The 21,691-nt window shown below is 51.0% G+C and carries 22 protein-coding genes; 16 read left to right on the forward strand and 6 right to left on the reverse strand.

Translation table 11 applies throughout. The features are described from left to right. Nucleotides 1-20: 20 nt before the first annotated feature. Nucleotides 21-1,781, reverse strand: a complete 1,761-nt coding sequence (gene capB / locus HBA55_RS28915) for a caprolactamase subunit beta (protein WP_166998685.1) — start codon at nucleotides 1,779-1,781, stop codon at nucleotides 21-23. 197 nt (nucleotides 1,782-1,978) lie between these two features. Between capB and HBA55_RS28920 the strand changes: the two genes are divergently transcribed. After that, nucleotides 1,979-2,962 (forward strand): AraC-like ligand-binding domain-containing protein, encoded by a 984-nt coding sequence (locus HBA55_RS28920; RefSeq protein ID WP_166998687.1) that lies wholly within the window; start codon nucleotides 1,979-1,981, stop codon nucleotides 2,960-2,962. Between the two features lie 9 nt (nucleotides 2,963-2,971). Here HBA55_RS28920 and HBA55_RS28925 read toward each other — a convergent pair whose 3' ends face one another. After that, on the reverse strand, nucleotides 2,972-4,009 hold the full coding sequence (locus HBA55_RS28925) for an NADP-dependent oxidoreductase (RefSeq protein WP_166998689.1): 1,038 nt from the start codon (nucleotides 4,007-4,009) through the stop codon (nucleotides 2,972-2,974). A gap of 16 nt (nucleotides 4,010-4,025) precedes the next feature. Beyond that, nucleotides 4,026-4,520 (reverse strand): VOC family protein, encoded by a 495-nt coding sequence (locus HBA55_RS28930; RefSeq protein ID WP_166998693.1) that lies wholly within the window; start codon nucleotides 4,518-4,520, stop codon nucleotides 4,026-4,028. A 127-nt stretch (nucleotides 4,521-4,647) separates the two neighbouring features. Between HBA55_RS28930 and HBA55_RS28935 the strand changes: the two genes are divergently transcribed. The 4 genes from HBA55_RS28935 to HBA55_RS28950 all read left to right on the forward strand — a co-directional run bounded on the left by HBA55_RS28935 (nucleotide 4,648) and on the right by HBA55_RS28950 (nucleotide 8,667). After that, complete coding sequence (locus HBA55_RS28935) at nucleotides 4,648-5,121, forward strand: VOC family protein (RefSeq protein WP_166998696.1); 474 nt, start codon at nucleotides 4,648-4,650, stop codon at nucleotides 5,119-5,121. 17 nt (nucleotides 5,122-5,138) lie between these two features. Next, nucleotides 5,139-6,494: an MFS transporter gene (locus HBA55_RS28940; RefSeq protein WP_166998698.1), complete on the forward strand. Its 1,356-nt coding sequence runs from the start codon at nucleotides 5,139-5,141 to the stop codon at nucleotides 6,492-6,494. A 10-nt stretch (nucleotides 6,495-6,504) separates the two neighbouring features. After that, entirely contained in the window at nucleotides 6,505-7,305 is an 801-nt protein-coding gene (locus HBA55_RS28945) for an alpha/beta fold hydrolase (RefSeq protein ID WP_166998700.1), read from the forward strand. 78 nt (nucleotides 7,306-7,383) lie between these two features. Continuing rightward, a complete protein-coding gene (locus HBA55_RS28950) occupies nucleotides 7,384-8,667 on the forward strand; it encodes a methyltransferase domain-containing protein (RefSeq protein ID WP_206020018.1) in 1,284 nt (427 codons plus the stop codon). A gap of 11 nt (nucleotides 8,668-8,678) precedes the next feature. On the opposite strand, the gene HBA55_RS28955 is transcribed toward HBA55_RS28950, so the two are convergent. From HBA55_RS28955 to HBA55_RS28965, 3 genes are all read right to left on the reverse strand, one after another. Next, nucleotides 8,679-8,963, reverse strand: a complete 285-nt coding sequence (locus HBA55_RS28955) for a hypothetical protein (RefSeq protein WP_166998702.1) — start codon at nucleotides 8,961-8,963, stop codon at nucleotides 8,679-8,681. A gap of 353 nt (nucleotides 8,964-9,316) precedes the next feature. Then, complete coding sequence (locus HBA55_RS28960) at nucleotides 9,317-10,375, reverse strand: FecR family protein (protein ID WP_166998704.1); 1,059 nt, start codon at nucleotides 10,373-10,375, stop codon at nucleotides 9,317-9,319. A gap of 8 nt (nucleotides 10,376-10,383) precedes the next feature. Next, the gene (locus tag HBA55_RS28965) at nucleotides 10,384-10,986 is read right to left on the reverse strand and encodes an RNA polymerase sigma factor (protein ID WP_166998706.1); all 603 of its coding nucleotides are present in this window, start codon (nucleotides 10,984-10,986) and stop codon (nucleotides 10,384-10,386) included. Between the two features lie 246 nt (nucleotides 10,987-11,232). Between HBA55_RS28965 and HBA55_RS28970 the strand changes: the two genes are divergently transcribed. From HBA55_RS28970 to HBA55_RS29020, 11 genes are all read left to right on the forward strand, one after another. Then, on the forward strand, nucleotides 11,233-14,115 hold the full coding sequence (locus tag HBA55_RS28970) for a TonB-dependent receptor (RefSeq protein WP_166998708.1): 2,883 nt from the start codon (nucleotides 11,233-11,235) through the stop codon (nucleotides 14,113-14,115). Nucleotides 14,116-14,133: 18 nt separating this feature from the next. Beyond that, on the forward strand, nucleotides 14,134-14,631 hold the full coding sequence (locus HBA55_RS28975; protein ID WP_166998710.1) for a GFA family protein: 498 nt from the start codon (nucleotides 14,134-14,136) through the stop codon (nucleotides 14,629-14,631). A 438-nt stretch (nucleotides 14,632-15,069) separates the two neighbouring features. Further along, a complete protein-coding gene (locus tag HBA55_RS28980) occupies nucleotides 15,070-15,549 on the forward strand; it encodes a hypothetical protein (RefSeq protein WP_166998712.1) in 480 nt (159 codons plus the stop codon). Nucleotides 15,550-15,663: 114 nt separating this feature from the next. Then, nucleotides 15,664-16,125, forward strand: coding sequence for a hypothetical protein (locus tag HBA55_RS28985; RefSeq protein WP_166998714.1), 462 nt, complete (start codon nucleotides 15,664-15,666; stop codon nucleotides 16,123-16,125). Between the two features lie 636 nt (nucleotides 16,126-16,761). Further along, complete coding sequence (locus HBA55_RS28990; protein ID WP_166998717.1) at nucleotides 16,762-17,190, forward strand: hypothetical protein; 429 nt, start codon at nucleotides 16,762-16,764, stop codon at nucleotides 17,188-17,190. Nucleotides 17,191-17,230: 40 nt separating this feature from the next. Continuing rightward, the gene (locus tag HBA55_RS28995) at nucleotides 17,231-17,629 is read left to right on the forward strand and encodes a hypothetical protein (protein ID WP_166998719.1); all 399 of its coding nucleotides are present in this window, start codon (nucleotides 17,231-17,233) and stop codon (nucleotides 17,627-17,629) included. Nucleotides 17,630-17,698: 69 nt separating this feature from the next. Then, nucleotides 17,699-18,010, forward strand: a complete 312-nt coding sequence (locus HBA55_RS29000) for a hypothetical protein (protein ID WP_166998721.1) — start codon at nucleotides 17,699-17,701, stop codon at nucleotides 18,008-18,010. Between the two features lie 940 nt (nucleotides 18,011-18,950). Then, nucleotides 18,951-19,469 (forward strand): macro domain-containing protein, encoded by a 519-nt coding sequence (locus HBA55_RS29005; protein WP_166998723.1) that lies wholly within the window; start codon nucleotides 18,951-18,953, stop codon nucleotides 19,467-19,469. Between the two features lie 419 nt (nucleotides 19,470-19,888). Further along, on the forward strand, nucleotides 19,889-20,257 hold the full coding sequence (locus HBA55_RS29010) for a hypothetical protein (RefSeq protein ID WP_166998725.1): 369 nt from the start codon (nucleotides 19,889-19,891) through the stop codon (nucleotides 20,255-20,257). A gap of 103 nt (nucleotides 20,258-20,360) precedes the next feature. Continuing rightward, the gene (locus HBA55_RS29015; RefSeq protein ID WP_166998727.1) at nucleotides 20,361-20,723 is read left to right on the forward strand and encodes a hypothetical protein; all 363 of its coding nucleotides are present in this window, start codon (nucleotides 20,361-20,363) and stop codon (nucleotides 20,721-20,723) included. Between the two features lie 150 nt (nucleotides 20,724-20,873). After that, nucleotides 20,874-21,593 (forward strand): methyltransferase family protein, encoded by a 720-nt coding sequence (locus HBA55_RS29020; protein WP_166998729.1) that lies wholly within the window; start codon nucleotides 20,874-20,876, stop codon nucleotides 21,591-21,593. Nucleotides 21,594-21,691 lie beyond the last annotated feature (98 nt).

Below are 21,691 nucleotides of genomic sequence, written 5' to 3' on the forward strand. Positions count from 1 at the left end.
ACTTCTACTCCTCAAATTGCTTATGCGCGTTTGCCAAGTTCAGTAGTGGCCGCTTCATTGATCTCCAGAGTGTTGGGGTCGATTACAAGGCCATAATCAAGGGCGGCGCCCTCTATCGACACCAGACCGTTTTTGACGTCGTTCAATACGCTTTCCTGAGGACGTTGCATGGGGTTGCCAAAACCGCCGCCGCCGGGATTGATATTGGCGGCCCGCTCACCAGGCTGAATGGTAGTCATCACGTTTTCACGGTGAACTTCCAGCTCGTCTCCGCGTTGGATTTGCAGTCGGCCCAGTTTGGAATCCAGCTCACCGTTGACCGCGCCACCGGCGCCCAGGGTTGGTAATTGGCGTCCTTCGCCAAAACCAATTACCGTCATTTCATGGTCAAGGGGTTCCACCTCCCAGACCGTGCCGCTGCCACCCCGATAAAACCCGGCGCCGCCGCTGTCACGCACCAGTCCGTAGCGATGAATCACAATGGGGTAGGAATACTCAAGCAACTCCACATCGCCGGAACTGAGCGCGCCAAAACAACACAGGGGGCCACAGGCATGCCAGCCATCCATATGTTTGGTGGCTCCCGCCCCGGAAATAATTGAGGCCAAGACCATCGTCACGTATTCCTCACCGGTGCGCGGATCGCGACCGGCGATATTGATACCGCTGGCATGCCCCCAGGAGGCCGCCACCCGGTCCGGCGCTGCCTGTTCCAGGGCCTTGCGCACGGCGTCGGTCAAGGTTTCCATGGGTGTGGTGGTACAGTTCACATGAGGGGCGGGTTCTTCGGCGTTACACAGCGTACCCTTGGGTCCAAGATCCACGGTGACGCAACGATAGAGTCCCTCGTTATAGGGCGGGGGGACTTCGGCAAACATCATCAAACCCAGGTAAATTCCCGACATGGAATTGCCTTCGTAGGAGTTGATAAAGTAAGGCACCTGAGGCGGACTCTGTACGGCGATATGCACCTCATCGCCGGAGATCTCGACCCGGGTCTGAATAGTGAGCGTGCCGAAACCGTGGCCGGCATCCTCAAGCTGGGCTTCGCCACTGTAGACCCCATCAGGTATTGAACCAATCAGTGAACGCATATGCCGGTCAGCCATGTGCTTTAACTCGTCAATGCAATCACGAACGGCTTTGACGCCGTATTTGTCCAGCAGAGCCAGCAGGTTTCTCTCACCAACACGGCAGGCACCGTACTGGGCGTTAAGATCCCCTTCCTGATCCCGGCGGGCACGCATATTGGTCAGCAACAGGTTGATCACATCCTCGCGCCGCTTTCCCTTCTCCCAGAGTTTGACCGGTGGAATTCGCAGCCCCTCAGCGTAGATCTCCTTGGCCTCCGGGTTATAACCGGCAGGCACGGGCCCGCCGATATCCGTCAGGTGCCCCTTGCAGACTGTCCAAAACACCAGCTCGCCGCGATAGAAAACCGGCTTGTACATGCAACAGTCCAGAATATGGCTGCCCTTATAGGCCGGGTCGTTGTGATAGATCACATCGCCCTCATGAATGTCATCCCCAAAGTAATCGGCAATGGCTTTCATGGCGGGTATCAGAGAGCCCAGGTGGATGGGGATGTCCTGCCCCTGCAGAATCATTTCCGGCAGATGGTCAAACAGCGCATTGCTGTAGTCATGGGCCAGGTTAAAGACGCTGGAACGACCGGTTTTTTCCAGTGTCAGGGTCATTTCCCGCTGGGTGGTTTCCAGAGCTCCACGGACCACCGCCAGGGTGATGGGGTCCACGGAGGATGAGGTTGCTGCACTCGACATGATTTTCTCCTGCGCTCGTTGTTTAGGAGATAATTTACGCCGATGGCTCCGAGCTGAATTGTTGAGAAGTGCGTAACCCTTTGATCATTTGTGCACAAGCGCTGCAAACGGGGCCTGGGACTAAAGCAGGACTTGCAATGGCAGGGCGAATGGCGCATCGTAATTGCACACGCCAGATGCTGATCGGGCAGCTAATAATGCAAATAATGAAAGCCACTCACTTTGATACCTCGGCCTTCCGGGCCGGCCAGCAGTTCGAACACTGGAACAGTGTGGTGGCGGATGCCTATTTTTCGCTCAGTTTGCAAACCGGAGAGCGCCATCATGAACGGTTCTGTGGGTCTCTGGACGGCGGGGAATTGGGTCATGTCACCGTGACCAGATTGCAGTCCGATCCGGTCAGCTACCATCGGGAGCGCTTCCACATCAGTGGTGAGAACACGGACTACTTCCTGGTCACCATTCCCGAGTGGGGGCAGGTCCACTTCGAGCAGAACGGCAAAATCGTGGACTGTGGGCCAGGGGACTTTATTCTGGAAGGCAGCGCCGATCCCTATTGCTTTAGCTATCAGCAGCAGGCGCGCATGAACGTCATACGAGTGCCCGGCGCCATGTTGCGCGACCGCATCCAGAATGCGGACGACTTCTGTGCAAGTCGCTTTCTCGGCAGGCAGGCCGGTTGTTCGCTGTTTATGGAATACCTGCAGTCACTGATCAAACTCTCCCCCGATCTGCCCGAGGGTTCCAGATTTAAACTCAGTGAGCAGTTAATCGACCTGCTCGCCATGAGCATGGAAACCAGTGGTGAAGCGCTACCCTGTGCCGACAGCGCCTCTCAGGATGCGCATCTGCATCGAATTTATAACTTTATTAACCGCCAGCTCGACAACCCCGATCTCAACACGGCATTGATTGCCGAGCACTGCGGGATTTCCACCCGCTACCTGCACCAACTCTTCAAACCCACAGGCCACACAGTGGCCGGCTGGATTAAAGAGCGGCGCTTGAAACAATGCTACGACGCGCTTTCTGATCCCCGCCGCTCCATTCGCTCGATCGCCGAGCTGGCCTATCGCTGGGGGTTTTCAGACCAGGCTCATTTCAGCCGTAGTTTTAAAGCCCGCTACGACATGCCGCCTGGCCAAGTGAGGGCGCAGGCCCTCGACCAACACAAGAGCTGATACTGAAGTTCAAGGCATGTGGTCATAGGGATCTCTTCGCACTCTGCAATAGGCCGTACCCACATTTTTATGAGCATAAAGGCCGGCCAGCCCTTGTGGCAGGGATTCAAAACCGTCGACGATATCCACCAGCGGAGTGAGTTCTCCACTTAACACCCATCCGGCCAGCTCGGCTTCGGCGCGATCAAAATCCGGCTCATGGTTGTAAACAAAAAAACCTCGCATAGACCCGTTCACACGACGCAATTTTGTGTAATTGGTAGGGCCATAGGGTTCATCTTTCATATATTCCGAGATTGAACCGCACAAGACGACCCGTGCACCAAAGGCCAGGTTATCCAGACAAGCCGTCAGGGTTTCACCGCCAACATTGTCGAAATAAATATCCAATCCATTGGGTAAGAGTTCAGTCAGACGGTCGGCGACCACTTCGTTTTGGTAGTCAATAGTTTCATCACACCAGCTCGAAATGGCGGCGCATTTTTGCGGACCTCCAGCAATACCTATGACTCGACAGCCTTTGATTTTCGCCAGCTGAATGACAATAGATCCCACGCCCCCTGCAGCGCCCGAAACGACAACGGTATCGCCAGGCTTAGGTTCACCATGCTCAATAAAACCGAAATAGGCGGAAAAACCGGTCATGCCCAAAGACGCGAGACTTAATCCAAAAGACACACCTCTATCCGGAATTTTGCGCATGCGCTCTTGGTCAGTCATCCCTGAAATCTTGTAGGTTTGCCAGCCAATCTGCCCCTGCACAATATCACCGACCTGATAATCAGAATGTTTTGATTCAATCACTTCAGCCACACCACGGCCATGAATCACATCCCCAATCGCCAGGGGCTTTTCACCCGCTGCCGATTGACCGGACATATACATACGCATCACCGGCGCAAGGTTCAGGTACAGCGTTTTCAGCAGTACCTGGCCTGGCCCGCAGCGGGGAATGGGATCAGATCGAAGTTCAAAATCTTCGGGTTGTACGTTCTCGACAGGCCGTCGGGCAACACACCACTGCTGATTCACGCGGTCATTAATCATGATGCGGCGAGATTTCTCAATCGTCCGTTTCTTTAACGAGCTGGTTCAGCTCAAAGAAATAGCCATCGGGATCAAATAACGACAAACCGACAAAATGTTTCATCTTTCCATTGGCACCACGAGTGGACCAATCATGGGGTTCCGCATGAACCTTGGTTTCCATCTCTATGGCACGACGATGCGTCTCCACAGCATCCCCACTGGAAACGACAAACGTAGGGTTGCCGTAGCCGACTTTGTACTCGATGGGTGGCGCCGGCATCACCGGGTCAACCCATTGCAACAGGCCAATCATGCCAATCTCGGGGTCATCGCACTTCAGAATCATCAGGTGTGTCTTGTCACCCGCCTTGCCGGCCGCCAGACCCACCCCTGACAGAACAAACTCACTATCGTAGTAGACGCTCATGCCCATTACGTATTCGTACCAGCGCCGCGAACGCTGGATATCCCGCACGATCAGGGTGGTGCGCTTGACGATGTTGTGCATTCGTTCGAATTCTTCGCTCATATTTCTCCTCCTCTAAGGGGACACTGATTAGAACCTCATCCGATTGACGACTTGCCAACAGGGGATAGAATTCCGTAGTATACGTTATATAGTTATAACATTAAATCATTTAAAACAGGAACCCCCCATGTCTACCCCTGAAACCACGCCCTCCCCCCAGAAAGACCCCGTTCGCTTCCAACGTGCCAATTACGTGGTCAGCAATCTGGAAAGAGCCTGCCAGTTTTACTGTGGCGTGCTGGGCATGAGCCTGGCCTTTGAAAAGGTCTCAGAGCCTGACTCCTATTCCTATGATGTGTTTGAAATCGACAAGCAGCACCGCATGCGTTTCGCCATTCTGAGTACCCCATCTCAGCAGCGAGTCATGGCACTGACAGAGATCACTGACCCCGAGCTGCCCGCCACACCCCTGCCCCGTCGCGCAGCAATTGTGTTGGATGTGGCTGATATCGATGGCGTCGTCGCCGGAGCTAAAGAGCTGGGACTGAGCGTTTACGAAGAAGACGCCCTGGAAACCCACGACGGCCGCCGGGGTCGCGAGGTAGGCATTGTCGATGCCGATGGCAATCTGGTGGTTATCTATAACATTCCGGCCATTTAGGCCGCCTGGAGCAAGCCGTGAGCCATTCCCAAACCGTGGACCATCAGCAGGTTCCCGTAATGCCCGTCAGCTCGTACCCCAGCCCGCAATACGCCTGGTTTATGGTCATTCTTCTGACCCTGGCCTATATCGTCTCCTATGTGGACCGCTACATTCTCGGCTTGTTGGTCGAGCCCATTAAAGCGGACTTGGGCCTGACGGATACACAGATCGGGATATTGATGGGGCCCGCATTCGGCCTGGTTTACGCCACCATGGGATTACCCATCGGCTGGCTGGCAGACCGGCGGCGACGCACCTGGATTGTGGCCGCCGGGATCGGCCTGTGGTCCATCGCCACCGCAGCCACCGGTCTGGCAAAGAACTTTGCACACGTCTTTGCGGCGCGTATGAGCGTGGGCATAGGTGAGGCCACCTTGAGCCCCTGCACCATGTCGATGATTTCCGACAGCTTTGAGCCCAAACGCCGGGGCAAACCCATCGCCTTTTATACAGCCGCTCTGTCTTTGGGAGCCGGTATCGCCTCACTGGTCGCGGCAGGCGTCCTCAACTGGGCGAAGTCCGTGCCACAAATTGAGCTGGGGCCTTTGGGGGTGCTGGCACCCTGGCAATTTATTTTTATCATTGTGGGTGTACCGGGTATTTTTCTGTCGCTGATTTTCCTGGTTCTACGCGAGCCACCGCGCGCGGAACGAACAGACCAGAGTGGGCCACAAATGAGTTTCGGCGATATGCTCACCCATGTTCGCGACCGTTTTACCGCTTATTTCGGCATCGTCGCCATGTGCGCCGCAATGATGATCGTTGCCTACAGCCAGGGCTGGCTGGCGGCCACATTTGAGCGAACCTGGGGATGGAGCGCCGAAAAATATGTCTTTATCAATGCCATTGTTCTGCTGTCGGTAGGACCCGCCACCGTGAATTTTGCCGGTTGGCTTTCTGATCGACTGTTTGAAAAAGGCGTAAGAGAAGCGCCATACCTGATTTTGCTGACCGGCATTTGCATCCTGGTACCGACCGGCATCGTCGCCACCTTGATGCCCAATGGTGCTGTGGCGTTTGCGATTTTGGCAGTGAATACTGTCGGCATCGCACTGGCATCGGCGGTCGGTCCCACCGCGCTCCTCAATATCACCCCGGAGAGTATTCGCGGTCAGGTAGTGGCGCTTTACTACATGGTCGCCAGCCTGTCAGGTCTCATGTTTGGTCCGATGACGGTGAGTTTGTTGTCTGACAATGTCTTCGGGAACGAAAATCTTAATTGGGCAGTGTCTTCTGTGCCGCTGATTTTTGGCGTGCCCGCGTTGCTCTATGGCTTCTATGCCAAGCGTGCCTATATCAACGAATTAAACCAAATAAACCCTGCAAAGTGAGTTAATCAACATGACTGCCGTTGTCATCAAACGTGCTTATGCCGATACCAGCAAAGGCCAGATCCATCTTCGCATCGCCGAACCCGGCGGCGATCGCCCCCTGGTACTGCTGCACCCCATGCCCTACAGCGGATTGTACTTTGCCACCATCATGCCCATGCTCAGGGGTCGCACCTTGATCGCGCCGGATTTTCCGGGGTGTGGTCAGTCTGATGCCCTGGAACATAAACCCAGCATCGAAGACTTTGCCGACGCGGTGCTCCAAACGCTGGACCAGCTCGGCTACACAGACCCTTGTGACTTTTTGGGATTTCACAGTGGCTGTTTGGTCGCCACGGAGATTGCCAACATCGCCCCGCAACGTTGTGCCAGTACCATCTTGGTCGATATTCCCTATTTCGATGCCGCCACGGCGGAAAAATACAGTGCTTCACTGAGCCCTCACCGGGCACCGACGGAAACGCTGGATTGTCTGCAAAAGCTCTGGGACAGTGACGTCAAATCGCGACTGGGCGTAGTGCCCCTGGAGCGAGCCTATGAAATTTTTACCGATCACATTAACGCCCGCGGTGAGGGTGCGGATGGCTTCCGCGCGGCATTCAGCTATGCCTCGCATGAGCGGCTAAGCCTGATCTCCTGCCCTACCCTGGCAGTGGCAACAACCTCCGGCCTGCACGCCCCTACTCTGGCCGCCGCCGCACGGATTCCGGGGGCAACCCTGCGCGAAGTGCCGGAGGTAACCAGAGCGGCGTTTGAGGAAGGCGCCCCGATCATTGCCGGTATCGTCAACGAGTGGTTATCGGCTCAATAACCCCGAAAGTACATCAGCGCTAATATAAAAATCGGAGCACTTGTTGAAATTAGATTAGCACTAATATATTGTGCCTCCATGAACGAGAAAATGATGCCCGGCCTGGGCGAACTGTTGCGCCATTTAAGCACCCTGGTGGATCGGGGAGCCGAACAAATTTATCAACAAAAGAACCTGAACTATCGCCCCCGCTTCACCCCCGTGATGCGCGCCTTGGCCGATGGAGATTTGCTGGTCAGCGAAATCACGGATCGGGTGTCAATCACCCAGAGCGCCATCAGCCAGAGTCTGAAACTGATGGAACAGGAGGGGCTGGTCAATGTTCGGCGCGGCGGTGATGCTCGTCAGTCGATTGTCAGCCTGACTCGCCAAGGCAAAAAGATCTTGGTCTCCTTGCAGTCCCATTGGCAGGCCACCTTTAACGCCATTGATGCTCTCGAAACAGAAATCGACGCCCCGTTACGCTCTATACTGACCAACACCATTGCCGCACTTGAGCAATCTAATTTCGCAGAACGTATTCAACAAGCTCGCTCTGAAGATGCATCCTCTCCGCTTTCCGAAAAGCAGCCAGAAAAAGCGCCAAAGAAAGCCAGCGAAGAGAAGACCCAGCAACGACAATCCCATTTTCAATCCCAAGGTGATAACTATGCCCGCTATCGCCCTACCTACCCAACGGAACTGGTGGAACAACTCCGCCAACTCTGTCCGGAAACGACACTGGCTATTGATGTAGGCTGTGGCAACGGTCAATTGTCTACGCTGTTGGCGGAGCAGTTCGATCAGGTTATCGCGACGGATGTCAGCGAATCACAACTGGCCAATGCCTGGCCTCGCCTGAATATTGATTACCGATGTGAAGGGGCAGAAACCATCAGCGCAGAGGACCACAGCGCTGACCTGATTGTGGCTGCGCAGGCCGCGCATTGGTTCGATCTGCCGGCGTTTTATAAAGAAGTGAGAAGGGTATCCAAACCCGGCGCTGTTATTGCGTTGGTGAGCTATGGGGTACCTATGCTGGACGGTGCAGCCAACGCAGGTCTGCAGCGTTTCTACTGGCAAACCCTGGGCAAACACTGGCCCCCGGAACGTCGTTTTGTTGAAACGGGTTATCGAACACTGGCGTTCCCGTTTACAGAAATCACTCCGCAATCTGACATCTGCATAGTACGGCAATGGAATCTGCAGGAGCTGATGGGATACCTGGGCACCTGGTCGGCGACTCGCGCTGCCATCGCCGCAGGAGAAGACCAAGTGCTGGAACAGTGCGAGGCTGATTTAACAACCCTGTGGGGAGACCCGGAATCCACAACCACCATCCGCTGGCAGATTTACGGACGAATCGGGATGGTCGAGAGCTGAAGGAGTACTGGTTACGGCAAGCGACTATTGGCCACCTGCAACGCCTCGTCCCTGCATTCAAATAGCTGCCGACGCAGGGTTTTGCCCTGGGCCAAATCGTAGGTATTCACACAGTAATAGCGCTTGCGACCCGTTGTCGCCCGACACAGATAAATATAATGGCTGCCGTTATCATGCCGGCGGGTAATGGCTTTACGCTGCCAGTTGTGATGATCCAGCTTGTCGGCAAGATTGGCGGACTTGATACCCAGAATAGGATCTTGGACGTGAATAAAGTAATCGACGCTCTCGTGCATGGTAGTGTGCTCTCAGTAATGCCCGGATAGGGGCGTCTCCGTCACTCTGGTAGTTTGAATTGGCAGAATCGGGAGACAGGGTGAAATTCATTGCGGCCCAGCGAAATCAGTGCAAGTTGCACATTCGCTGCGAGAGCATTCGGCCACCGGTGGTTACCGGCCGTTTGGCAATGAATAGAAACACGGATAAATTCGTCTTACTGGAAAATGTTCCGGCATAATAGAGAACAAGATTCCACAATGCAAGAAATTATTTCCATATAACAGAATTGATGGAGTTTTGGTCAGCTTCTACGGCGCATGTTATATACCGCTAGCGGATCTTCAGCGGCTAAGGTGAAATAAGGCCCGCGCTAGGGCTGTGAGGCCTTATCCGACTTGCGGGTGACAAACACCCGCTCACCATTGCGCACCACTTCCACATCCAGCAATTGTTCCAGTGCAAATATAAACGACTCCAGATCGCCCACATTAAAAACACCGGTGATTTTCTGCTCGGCGATGTCCTGGTGCAACAGCTCTATTTGCACGTCGGTATACCGACCATATTCCGCGATGGCTTCCGCCAGGGTGTTGGCATTGAAATAAATTTGCCGGACCTGCCAGGCGGAAATCCGCTCCAGATTGGCCGCTTCAATGCTTGGGCGAGCTTCCAGGGGCTGCTGTTCCCGGCTGTAGGACACCGCCTGCCCAACCGTGAGCTGGGCAACCACCTGGGGCTGACTCTGTTGTTGACTTTGGATCTGCGCCTCTACCTCGACAATACCTTCAGTCACAGAGACACCGATATCCTGCACCCGGTACTGCACATTAAACTCCGTGCCCACCGCGCGCACAATGCTTGGGCCGGCACTGACTTCAAAGGGGCGCGAGGAATCTTTGGCAACCGTAAAGTAGGCCTCACCCTGCAACAGCGATAACGAGCGCTCGCGGGCGTTGATATTCACTTGCAACACCGTATTCGTATTCAACATGACGGAAGAGCCATCATTCAACCGCACCAGACGCTGTTCCCCGACACCGGTGGAGAACTCTTCGTAAGGTGAGTAACCGGAAAAAAACACCACACCAAGCGCCAGCACCAACGTGGCCGCCATGGCAACGGCCGCGACTCCATGGCGCTGGGCACTGCGCAGCCAGCGGGAAAATACCGGACGACTGCCCGTCGCATTCCGCGCATGCTGGAGCTCCCGCGCGATATCCACGTCATCCGCCAGTAATGCACTCATCTCCCAGCGGGTTTCACATTGGGCATACATCAGGCCATGCACAGGATCGCTCTGCAACCAGCGCTGAAACTGCGCCTCCTGCGAATCCGTAAAGTTTTTGGTCTGTCGTTTGGCAAACCAATCGGCAGCCTGCTGCGCAATGCGCGTCTGCTCTTCCTGATTGGTAGGGGTTTGGGTGTTCATCGGTATTCTCAATCCAAGTTCGGGTATAAATCAGCCAGGCTGAACTGCAGTGCCTGGCAGGCTTTGCTCATGTGGCGTTCTACGGTGCGGGTGCTGATATCCAGCGCCGCAGCGACTTCTGTGTGGGTCATTTCCTCGAAACGGCACAGTAAAAACACCTGCCGCGTTACCGGCTTAAGTTGCATCAGCGCCGTCTTGAGCTGCTCCAGAGACTGCTGCAGATCCGCCGAATTGGCCGGCGAGGGCTCGTTCGACACCAGCTCCTGGTCCTCCAGCGGCACGTGGGCATCACGGCGGCGACTCGCTTCGCGCCTGATCCGATCACGCACCAGGTTGGTGGCGATGGTAAACAGATACGCCTTGGGGTTGCGCTCCAAATGGCCGAGATCGTCCTGTCGCATCAAACGGATATAGGTCTCCTGAAGTATCTCCTGTGCGTCTTGCTGGCCCCACTTGAGCAGACTGGCGATATAGCTCAACAGGCTCTGGCGGTACTCATGATACAGCGCCTCGATCCGCCGTCTGTGCTCCGGGCTGTGCACAGCCTCGCCCGGCGCCTGGCTGGAGGTGCCGTCGCGTACTAGCTGGAGATTGGGTTTGGTGGATGCCATGGAAGACCTGTTTAAGCCCGGATTTTTGGTGTCATACCCCTTAAACGTAATAGCACAGAAAACCCCGACAGAAATTTCCCATTAATTACTTATGTTTTGCGGCTATATTTAACGTTTAATCTATAACTTTTGGAGATTCTTACGTGTTGGCTGTCGGTATTTTCGTCCAGAATCCGTTAAACCTGTCGACGGCGGATAATTTGCCGCTAGATTAATAATAAGAAGTCGGTACCTCTGAAGCCTCTGATGATTGAGCAAATCTCAAATAGACTGCGCCGCAGCTACCGCGCGCTGACCACCGTGTTACTGTTTCTAGCCGCGCCGCCCGGACACGCCGCGCTGTTAAAGCTTTATGCGGTAGAAGCTCAGCCGCTTTCCGATGCCCTATTGGCCTTCGCTCAGCAGGCCAGACTGCAAATTTTATTTAAGGTACAAAGCCTGCCGGATATTGAGGCCAAACCGCTCTATGGCAGCTACAGCGTCGAACAGGCCATTGAAAAGCTGTTGCGGGGCACAGGCCTGAGCTACCAGTTGGGCGCCAACGGCGCCCTGGTGATCACCAGCCTCCCCATGGAAGAAGAAACTGCAAGCCTCCCTTCCCCCACATCACCCACCCCCACATTTGCGGGTAAACGCATCGAAGAGTTTATCGTCACCGGCATTCGCGGCAGCCTGCGACAAAACCTCGCCATCAAACGGGCCGCCGGGAGTGTGACCAACGTCATCACCGCCGAGGACATCGGCAAGTTCCCCGACAAAAACGTCGCCGATTCACTGCAACGGATGCCCGGTATCTCTGTAGATCGCATTTGGGGTGAAGGACGGGACGTCAACATCCGTGGTACGGATAAAGACATTAATCGAACCCTGATGAACGGGCAGAATGTGGCCTCAGCCTATTGGTGGGCGAATGACAACCCCAGCCGCGGTTTTAACTACTCGATTCTTGCCTCAGAGCTGGTCTCTTCGCTGGAGGTTTACAAAAGCCCGGAAGCGGATATCGATGAAGGCAGTATCGGCGGCACGGTGATTGTCAGAACACGCCGCCCGCTGGAACTGCCCTCGGATCGATTCCATTTCACCTTGCAACAACAATACAGCGAACTGCCGGATCAATGGGATCCACAGGTGTCCGCGCTATACAGTTGGAAAAATACCGAGGCGACCTTTGGTGTCCTGGCGGCTTACAACTACCAAAGCCGTCATCTGCGTCGGGACGGTCTTGAGGCGTTTCCCGACGGGCAACTGTATTCGCTGAGCGATCCGCAGGGCAATATCGAAGACAATGTCCATGTTCCCTGGGGCATGGGTTCGGCCATTTTTCAGCAGGAACGGGTGCGCCGCACCAGCAATTTGACGGTGCAATGGCGTCCGGATGACACCTGGGAATGGACGCTGAACGCAGTACAATCCTCCATGGATATGGATAACAGCAATCAGAATTATCTGGCCGTGCCTGGAGGGTTCAAACTCAACCAACAGCCGCCTGCTTTTGTCAGTGATGCCAGTATATTGGAATCTGCTGACGGCACCCGATCCTTAATGGCCGCCACTCTGGAGAACCCAAATACGCCTGGCGCCGCACTGGATGCTATCTTCCGCGATGCGTTCATTCACACCACCGTTGTTGACCTGGATTGGCGTTACCAATCCAACGACTGGAGCCTGCACGGCCAGTTCGGCCTGACGCGGGCCAAAGGCGGCACCGACCGCACGCGGCTGTATCGATTCCAGGGGGATACCCGCATTCACTACGATCTGGCGTCTGATCAGGTGGAATTTCAGTTTCCCGACCTGGACCCGCTGGACGCCACAGCGCTCGATCAGCTTTCCAGTGAAACCCATGAATGGGTCCGGCAGATGGATGACGAGGAAGAGTATGTTCAGCTGGATCTTGAAAAAACATTTGATCACCGTTGGTTTCCGTCGTTGAAGATGGGCGTAAAATGGCGTGATCACGTGATCGAAAACCGACGACTTGCAGGTGATATCGATACCACCCACCCCGATTGGGAAACCGTTCGCCAAATTGGACTGGATGAGGTCCACCGCAGCCTGTCACCACGCCTGCACAATGAATCGGCCAGCCCCGGCTCCCTGAGACAATATGCCTGGGTAGACGGAGACCTGGCAGCACAACGGTTTGATCCCATTTTCGATTCATCGCTGGTGGTATTTAAAAATGATCGGAATGCCTTTTATCGCATTAACGAAGAGATCTCCGCGTTTTACGTGAAACTGAATGTCGAGCATGATCGCTGGCGAGGCAATATTGGCTTGCGTTATGTCAGTACTGAACAAAGCTCCCATGCTTTTCAGCAGGAGCAAATCGTTCAACATCACCGTCGCTATGATGACTGGTTACCGAGTCTGAATATCGTATACGAAGCGAGTGACACGCTGCTTTTTCGAGGCGGATTATCTCGGGCGATGGCCCGCCCCACATTCCCTCACCTGACGCCGAGTATTATTATCGATGCCACTGACGGTACCGCCTCGGGGGGCAATCCTGACCTCAATCCATTTAGAGCCGACCAGATGGATATTGGCTTTGAGTGGTATTTCGCCGATAGCGCCATTCTTGCGATGACCTGGTTTTATAAGGATATGTCGACGTTCATTTTCACGCGTCGACAACCGGAATGGATTGATGGTGAGTGGCTGCAGGTTACGCGGCCCTTGAACGCACCGGGAGCGGATATTCAGGGTGTTGAGGTTGAATGGCAGCAGGATTTGGGGCTGGGTTTTGGCGTGGTTGCCAACTATACCTATACCGATGCCAAGGTACCCTCTCATCCAGGCACAGATTCTTTGGGGTTACCGGGTAATTCCAGAGATCAGGTGAATGCCGGTGTGTATTACGAGGCAGAACCCGTGAGCTTGCGGCTTTCCTATAATTATCGATCGGATTCATTTGGCGGATTTTCCGGCGGCACACAGGATGTGACCGAGGCCTATGGCCAGTGGGATTTTTCGGCCAGTGTTAACCTGACCCAACACTTGTCGGTCGTGTTTGAAGGCGTCAATCTATTCAATGAGATCGTCTATTTTCATACCGCGCATGGAGTGCCGCAAGGGATTTATGAAAATGGGCGGCGGTTTTTGGTCGGTATTCGAGTCAGCTATTAGACGGAGGTTTTCTTAGAGATGAAACTTGAGGGTTCATGCCACTGTGGCGCGGTCACGTTCAGCGTATTATCGTCTCATCCGTATCCATACAATCTCTGCTATTGTTCCATTTGTCGCAAGACAGCGGGCGGGGGTGGCTACGCAATCAACCTGGGTGCCACAAACGATACATTGATTGTCCACGGTAAGGAGCATATCTCCAAATACCAGGCATTGGTTACCGAAGCCGACACAGGGGAATCGAAACAAAGCCCGGCCCAACGGCATTTTTGCAAGACATGTGGTAGCGCCCTGTGGGTGTGGGACCCGCGTTGGCCAGAGCTGATTCATCCGTTCGCTTCCGCGATCGACACACCGCTACCCACACCTCCCCAGCGTACTCACCTGATGGTTGACTCCAAAGCGTCTTGGGTGCCATTGCATAAGGAGGATGCGGACAAAATATTCAGCCACTACCCGGATGAATCGATAGCGCAATGGCACTCACGCAATGGGCTGGAAGACGTTGGTCCCTAGGGCTTATATAAACCAGAGTGCGCTATGCGGAAGTGGCTCGAATACCCATTGTTTCAATAGCTGTTGGGACTTGGTAGTAAAGTGGCAACGAACAGCCCTATTGTCACTGATCAGCAGGCACCGAATCGTTTTAGCCTAGAAGTTAGTACGTGCCAACTGGCGGGTAATAACCCGATGCGGAATGTTAGCAACTTCTAATATAAGGCTGCATGTGCGGTTAAAATTTGACCAGCATGTAGCCTAAAGCCTCAGGTCTGTAGAAAAAGACCGCTGCAACGTGATATAACACTTCTGACTTATAGGGAATTAAGGTTTGTCAGTGATGCAAAGGGATTTCGCTTCCTGCTCCAAATTCCCTGCGGTGTAAATACGTCAATATGGCATGCGGAATCGCGTCATATGGACGCTGTAATACAATACAAAATTTGCGGAGAGTGTGTGAAGTCTCTTTTTACATTAATTGCGGCATATCTCTTGGTATCTTGTACGAGTTCAACTCAAAATATGGTAGTTGATCCCTGCCATGAAATATTTTACGCAGATGATAGTGATGTCTCTGAACATGATGCTAAGAGAATGGTTGTCGCTTGTTTAGCGCAAGAATCAACCATGAGTGATGAACTAGCGGAATATTTTAAGGCTGAATTTTTCCAGGATCACCAACTCATTGTCGAAAAAACTGAAGCTGAAGGTGAAACGCTTGTATTCGCAAAGGACTGGATCAAATGCCAGTCTGATGTATTCTTCTCGTCTAAGAAAGATCTAATTGATCTTTTTGAAATTGGTGCTGAAAAGTATTTCGAGAGCAGGTCAGATAGAAGTATGCAGGCGCACTGTATTTGTGAAGAGCATTTATCTAGCATGAAACCGGAATACAAGAAGTTTTATGATAAGCCTGAAAATAGAGAGTGCAAATAGAGTTGGCGAATAGAAATATGTCTGATCATGGCACTACCGCGCCTGTTGAGATGTTCAATGTAATAAGACTTTCCGTTCTCTTGAGCGGTAGAACAAGTTAAGAAGGAGAAAGGCTTGAGAGTACTTTTTTCAAGTTTATTGTTGATTTGTGTTGGTCACGTTAGTGCTTCAGTTGATGAACTGGAGTCAAGACTATCTGATCTATACTTATCGGATGCTAAAAGAATAATCGAGAAGGAATACGGGGCTGCGATAGCCAACAGGGTGGTTTGCATAAGGTTGATGTCGATAAACATGCATATGCCTAACGAGCAAAAAGGACGGCTATTGACGTTTATTGATCCTGACTCCGAAGAAGCCAGCTCAAGTGATGTGCCAGTCAATGGGGGCGAATCCTCATTAACCTTAAAGTTGAAGAAATTGAAAGCATCAAAGACTGGACAATCGGTGACTGAACAATATAGCTACGACAAATATTCTCTTGTTCTTTATCTTTCCGATGTAGCCAAGAGTGCCGGGATTATGAAGGAGATTGAAAAAAGTGTATACCTATCCGACAAGAGAGTTAAGTTTTAACATATCAATAAACTGTCTCTTTTTGGCACAACTGTGACCAATCTACGAGTGACACCTCTCCGCACACAGAGATAATCAATGAAGCTGAATCAGTATTGGAATAGAGGTTGTCGAGATGTCTTTTAGATTTGATAGTAAAGGTTTTGGGTACTGTCTAATCTTCCTGAGTTTGACTGTATACTTCGGTGTATGCTCCGTTTTGTTTGGCTATCCGTCGAATATAAGTTTCACTATACTTCCAGCACTAGTAACACTGGGGTGTCAGCTGCGTTTGAGGAAATCTCTTCATTCATATGCCATGGAGCTAGGCATGTTGAAAATTGCTTCTATCTTAGTTATTTCGTTTCTAGTGTCATTCAAAGTCTATACTACTGTCTATGAAAAGCTGGCGTTTAGTTTCATACCTATATGTGTATTTTACTGCTCAATGGTTATGTTTGGAGTAAATCAGAAGATTGCACACCGTGGAGAAAAATAGTGAATCGGCGAACGCCTGCTATGATATATCGTCGGAATTCTTTGAACAGAATTGAAGCTCTTCCAGGCAATGAATGATTTGAATGAATGATAATCTGGCCGCTTTTGGCACGACAGAGACCTAATGAAACCGTACCGCAACGAGGCTAGGGAGGAAACGTGCCGCAATACGAATTTTGCGTATCGTTGAAAGTGGCCCATCCAAATTTGGATGCAGAGCGTATTTCTGACCGGCTATCAATGACTCCGGATTCCTACTGCAACGCTGGGGCTGATCGGGTATCCAATGCCGGTCAACCTCTCGGTGGAGTATACGAAAATACCATCTGGAGTCGGGATCTAACTGTAGGAAAGCTACAGGCGGATGCCATTTTGTTCGAACATTTCATTGCTCAAAAGAATGAAGAGTTCTTGCATCTGAAGGAGTTTTTTCACTGGGTCCGTAGTTCTGGTGGCACTGTGGAGTACTTTGTTGGTTGGTTTAGCACCGGTAGCGTCAACATGAATATAGTCCTAGATTCTGACGTTATGAGTTCGACGTCAGATTTGGGCCTCTCAATTGTGTTGTGTGCCTACCCGGAAGATTGATTATGAAGAAGTGTCTGCTCCTGGCACTATTGAGCATCTTATGAAGAATGGATTGGTACTATTGGTGTTACTGTCAGTTTCTGCGCAAGCCACTAACTGCGAACCCAAGGAGGAAGACAGTTGGTGGAGAAAGGTCTACCACAACACCGTGTTTCCCGAATGGGAGAAATCCGGTGTAGTATCTGGTAAGTCTTATGAATTTCATTGTGAATTTGAAGGAAATTCAGCGGAGAAGTTGGGCCTTATTTCAGATGTGTTGTCCAGGCGAGACATCGAACTTGCTGGCATTGGCAGCTACGAGGATAGCCCTGGCTTCTGGATGGAAATGACTGGTCTTATGGAGTTTGAGCAAGAGGAATTCATCAAATTCAGTAGATTCACAAGGAGGTTGGCGACATCACTGGACGTAGAGTTCTTGGGTTGTTCACCGAAGCTTTGAATATTAAATTATCCGCAGAGAGGATCGGTGAATGTCGGTGTCTGCCCCTGGCACAAAAAGGTTATTGAAATGGAAATTGAAAACATCGCTTTTGCCAACTTTCTAATAAACATACCAATATTGGCTGCTGTTATTGGCGTCTGGCTCGCTCTTTCGGGTAAAGGTGCAAATAGAGTATTTCTGGCTCTAAGCTTGGTAGCTATTGCATTTTCGAGCCTGATTCCGCTTCCGTTGTCGAACTGGTTAATGACCAACCACCATGAGCTAATGACTTCAGGGCAATCACCCATATTAATCATAAGCTCAGGTGTCGGAGTGTTGCACGCCGCAGGATTGGTTCTGCTGGTATGTACGATTGCTGATTGGAAGAAAAGTGCCTGATGAATATGGCCAGGACGAGAAGATCGTGGCTTGTTCCTGTCTGTGACAGCGACATTCAAACTGTCCGGTCTTGGCACTATGCCGTTAGTGGCAGGCGACACTTGAGCTTGGTAACACTGGTAAAAATTAGTAATGAATTGCACCGCATTAGAACAATTTATGCTCATGGGTTTTGTTCTATCGCTAATCGCAGCGAATATTGCATCATGGCGCATGGAAAAGTCAGCAGTACTCTATGGCTACAAAGGCCCTAAATGGAAGTTGCTGCTTGGAGATGTTGCTTTACCAAGATCCGTACTCGCTGGTGCTGGTCAAAAGTGGCGAAAAGCATCAATCATATTCTTTGTGTCACTAGTGTTTTTCGGTATAAGTATCGGCGTGTCAAATCTAGGCGGGAGTGAGTGTTTTGGGCTCAATAGTTAATGAGATCAACCGGAGAGACAGCAATTTTTGCGCTATCGCACCACTACTGGCTGCTGGCGATCCGTCCGCTACTGGTACATCAGGGGCGGAGCAATGGTTACAGAAGGGATTTGTGAATGACAGAAATAGTAAATTGCAGTGAACACGGGCCAAATCAAGCTTGCATGATTTGCTGTCATTTAGCAAAAGAGAACGGAAAGGAGTTTGCACGCGTACTCGTAGAGCCAGATGACGATGACATGGAAACTGCAATGTGCGTTGACTGTGAAGCTCTCTTACTAAGCTCAGACGGATGGACCGAAGAACTAAACAAATTTGCAAAATGGAAGATTTATTGCAGACAATGCTTCGAACAAACTTTGAAAAATCATTACCTCGTAGCGGAAGGGTACATGAAGTAGATGTTCATCGCACATATGCCATCCGTACTGAGTACACAGTGTTAAAACTGTCCGGTTCTGGCACTAATAGGTCTGTGTGTTAAGTGTTGAAAGTCGAGTTGAAGCGGGAGAGTTCAATGCTAATTGAAGTAAAAAAATGCGACATATCCAAGAGCACTAGCGATGCGCTGATATACTCAACCAATGAAGACATGATGTTAACCGGTGGGGTCGGGAAAAAGCTGCTTGAAGTTTATGGTTATGAACTCCAATCACTTATACATTCTCAACTCAAAAAGCTGGGAAAGTCAAAAGCCGAGGTAGGAACGGTTATCGACTGCAAAACAAAGGAAATGCCATGGAAAAGAGTATTTCATACAGTAGCAGTTGATAGAGAATACGAAACTTCCGAGGGTACAATTTTCTCAATTCTTAAGACCGTCTTCGAGGAGTGTGAAATGGATTTTGGAATCAAACACCTATCAATGAGCGCTCTCGGTTGTGGCTATGGAAGCTTAACTCACACGCGGTTTACAGAAATTCTGCTCAACGTAGCAGAAGAGTACAATAATACGGATATTAACCGAGTGACTATATTCTGCAACGCTGATAATGAGTATGTGGATATACAGAGAACTTTGGGCAATGTCCACTGAAGAATCTGGCCGCTTTTGGCACGTTCACGCCTCAAGTATGGAATTGGAAAAGTTGGGATATCTTGATAGGGCGACAATGAAAGTGATGGAGAACGGGACTTAGTAATGCAACCGACGGAATACGAACAAGGGCCAGATCCCGAACCTAGATATGTCTGCCCAAGGTGCTCTCACCCTGTGAAATTGGATTTAAAAAGTTGCACATATTGTGCATTGGTGTTTAATGAGGAGCACAGGCGAGAGATCGTAGCGAATCCGGAAACAGGACCAGAATTGAATCTAAAATGGCCAATATTGTTCATTACTTCTATGGCAATTTTCGGTGGTTTATATTTATGGCTCTCTGGTCAGTTGAGCATTTAACCGGCAGCTATTGGCACAAAGGGTCTGCTTGAATCAATCATGGTTTCAGAAAATATATGCCAACTCCAGTATTAATGAACAGGTTTTCGAATTCAGTAAGGCCTTATCGTGCGAAGATACTTATTATCGGCTTGTTAGCTTTTCTGGGCTTAACGAAATATTTTTTGATTCCTCACATGGAGGGAAAACAACCCTCCGATGAATATGCATTATATGTCACCGTATCAGGGATTCTGTTCATGTGGTGTGCTGGAATACTAATGGCAAGCCATTCATGCTCTCAGGAAGATCCAGGATTATTCGGTAAATTACTGCCAACATTTAGAAAGCTTGGCGCATGGTATGCATCTATATTCTGGTTTGCTTGGTTTGTTTTTTTATGTGTTGTGTCTGCTCAGGTGATCTATGGAACGATCACAGGTTAAAATACAGGCGACAATATGTAGTGTGCTTTGATTACAGCTTTAGGTTTTATTGGAGCTGTATGAAGATGGCACATAAAATCCTCGAATAGATTTGGAGAAAGAATTGAGAGTAGATGAATTGTTTGAAATGCTGCTTCAATGGTCTGACTTAGAGAAGCCTGATCGCAAAGCCATCTACAACGAGGATGTTCATCGAAGTTTCTCACTTATTGTCGAACAGCTTGGAAGTTGTGTGGAACAACAGTTACCTCTAAACGAAGACAGCTTCGGCGAATTGGTTGACGCAATGAAAACACGATATGAACAAGGATCTAGAGAGTTGGGAGAGGCAATAATCAAAGCTCATGATGCGGGAGATCGGGGAGAAAAAACAGTTGCCTACGAAATACTCCTGGCCAGCTCAGAGAAGATTCCTTCTAAATTTTATGCGGATATGGCAAGACACTATGCAGAAAAATTCGGATAGCAATCCGTCCGCTCCTGGCACGACTCCGCCAGCTGGTCAGGCATTGGACCTTTAAGCGCCGGGCAGCTTGCACTGGGCCTAACTTCTTTTCAGCTGTAGATTATTGAGGCATTGGAAACATACCAAAATCCACCAAATATAGGGAGTGACATGCCAGCAAAAACGATTGATAAGAAGGCTTCTCAAACAGTCTGTCCTCGCCAATGGGCAAGATTGGTTGTGGCGTATTTCCTTATTCCGCTGATTTTATTGACATGTGGTGGGGACTTCGGTTGGTGGCAAGCATGGTTATATTCCTTACTGATTGTGGGCGCCGGTATAGGAGGGCGAGTGTTGGCAGAACACCGGCATCCAGGTATAACGGCTGAAAGACAAGATAAGAAGAGTTTTCACAATGCTAAGGCCTGGGACAAATTACTTGCTCCACTGATGGCTGTGAGTGTTGTGTTCCCTATGGTCATTGTGGCGGGACTGGATCATCGCTATAACTGGTCCCCCGGCTTTCCCCTATGGGTTAGCGTGTCAGGATTCTTTCTTATCGCGTTTGGTTACGCCTTCGCTGCTTGGGCATTGGCAGAGAATCGCTTCTTCTCCAGTATCGTACGCATTCAGACAGATAGAGGGCATGTGGTATGTGACACAGGACCGTACCGATTTGTGCGTCATCCGGGTTATGCCGGAAGTATTCTTCCTCTGTTCGGTATTGTTCTTGCCTTGGGCTCGATATGGACACTGATTCCTGCAGTGGTAGCATCGGTTATCGTAGTGATTAGAACTGTACTTGAAGATCAGGTTTTGAAGAAAGAACTGCCGGGCTATCAAGACTATGCGAGGCTCGTACGCTACCGGCTAATTCCTGGAATATACTGAGAGAGCACTATCCAAGAGAATTTTTATGAAATCCTGAGTGATTTTAGAGAGCTAAGCATAATCAAATGCCTGATGAACCAGGGCATCCGGTGAAATTG

This window comes from Pseudomaricurvus alkylphenolicus (genome assembly GCF_011683955.1).
GTDB lineage: Bacteria > Pseudomonadota > Gammaproteobacteria > Pseudomonadales > Cellvibrionaceae > Pseudomaricurvus > Pseudomaricurvus alkylphenolicus.

What these genes read in the sequence shown, in the direction of transcription:
- HBA55_RS28950 (WP_206020018.1), top strand. Translation starts at nt 7,384, where the DNA reads ATGAACGAGAAAATGATGCCCGGCCTGGGCGAACTGTTGCGCCATTTA.
- HBA55_RS29000 (WP_166998721.1), top strand. Translation starts at nt 17,699, where the DNA reads ATGGAAATTGAAAACATCGCTTTTGCCAACTTTCTAATAAACATACCA.
- HBA55_RS29020 (WP_166998729.1), top strand. Translation starts at nt 20,874, where the DNA reads ATGCCAGCAAAAACGATTGATAAGAAGGCTTCTCAAACAGTCTGTCCT.
- capB (WP_166998685.1), bottom strand. Translation starts at nt 1,781, where the DNA reads ATGTCGAGTGCAGCAACCTCATCCTCCGTGGACCCCATCACCCTGGCG.
- HBA55_RS28970 (WP_166998708.1), top strand. Translation starts at nt 11,233, where the DNA reads ATGATTGAGCAAATCTCAAATAGACTGCGCCGCAGCTACCGCGCGCTG.
- HBA55_RS28920 (WP_166998687.1), top strand. Translation starts at nt 1,979, where the DNA reads ATGCAAATAATGAAAGCCACTCACTTTGATACCTCGGCCTTCCGGGCC.
- HBA55_RS28930 (WP_166998693.1), bottom strand. Translation starts at nt 4,520, where the DNA reads ATGAGCGAAGAATTCGAACGAATGCACAACATCGTCAAGCGCACCACC.
- HBA55_RS28945 (WP_166998700.1), top strand. Translation starts at nt 6,505, where the DNA reads ATGACTGCCGTTGTCATCAAACGTGCTTATGCCGATACCAGCAAAGGC.
- HBA55_RS28975 (WP_166998710.1), top strand. Translation starts at nt 14,134, where the DNA reads ATGAAACTTGAGGGTTCATGCCACTGTGGCGCGGTCACGTTCAGCGTA.
- HBA55_RS28935 (WP_166998696.1), top strand. Translation starts at nt 4,648, where the DNA reads ATGTCTACCCCTGAAACCACGCCCTCCCCCCAGAAAGACCCCGTTCGC.
- HBA55_RS28955 (WP_166998702.1), bottom strand. Translation starts at nt 8,963, where the DNA reads ATGCACGAGAGCGTCGATTACTTTATTCACGTCCAAGATCCTATTCTG.
- HBA55_RS28995 (WP_166998719.1), top strand. Translation starts at nt 17,231, where the DNA reads ATGAAGAATGGATTGGTACTATTGGTGTTACTGTCAGTTTCTGCGCAA.
- HBA55_RS29010 (WP_166998725.1), top strand. Translation starts at nt 19,889, where the DNA reads ATGCCAACTCCAGTATTAATGAACAGGTTTTCGAATTCAGTAAGGCCT.
- HBA55_RS29005 (WP_166998723.1), top strand. Translation starts at nt 18,951, where the DNA reads ATGCTAATTGAAGTAAAAAAATGCGACATATCCAAGAGCACTAGCGAT.
- HBA55_RS28960 (WP_166998704.1), bottom strand. Translation starts at nt 10,375, where the DNA reads ATGAACACCCAAACCCCTACCAATCAGGAAGAGCAGACGCGCATTGCG.
- HBA55_RS28965 (WP_166998706.1), bottom strand. Translation starts at nt 10,986, where the DNA reads ATGGCATCCACCAAACCCAATCTCCAGCTAGTACGCGACGGCACCTCC.
- HBA55_RS28925 (WP_166998689.1), bottom strand. Translation starts at nt 4,009, where the DNA reads ATGATTAATGACCGCGTGAATCAGCAGTGGTGTGTTGCCCGACGGCCT.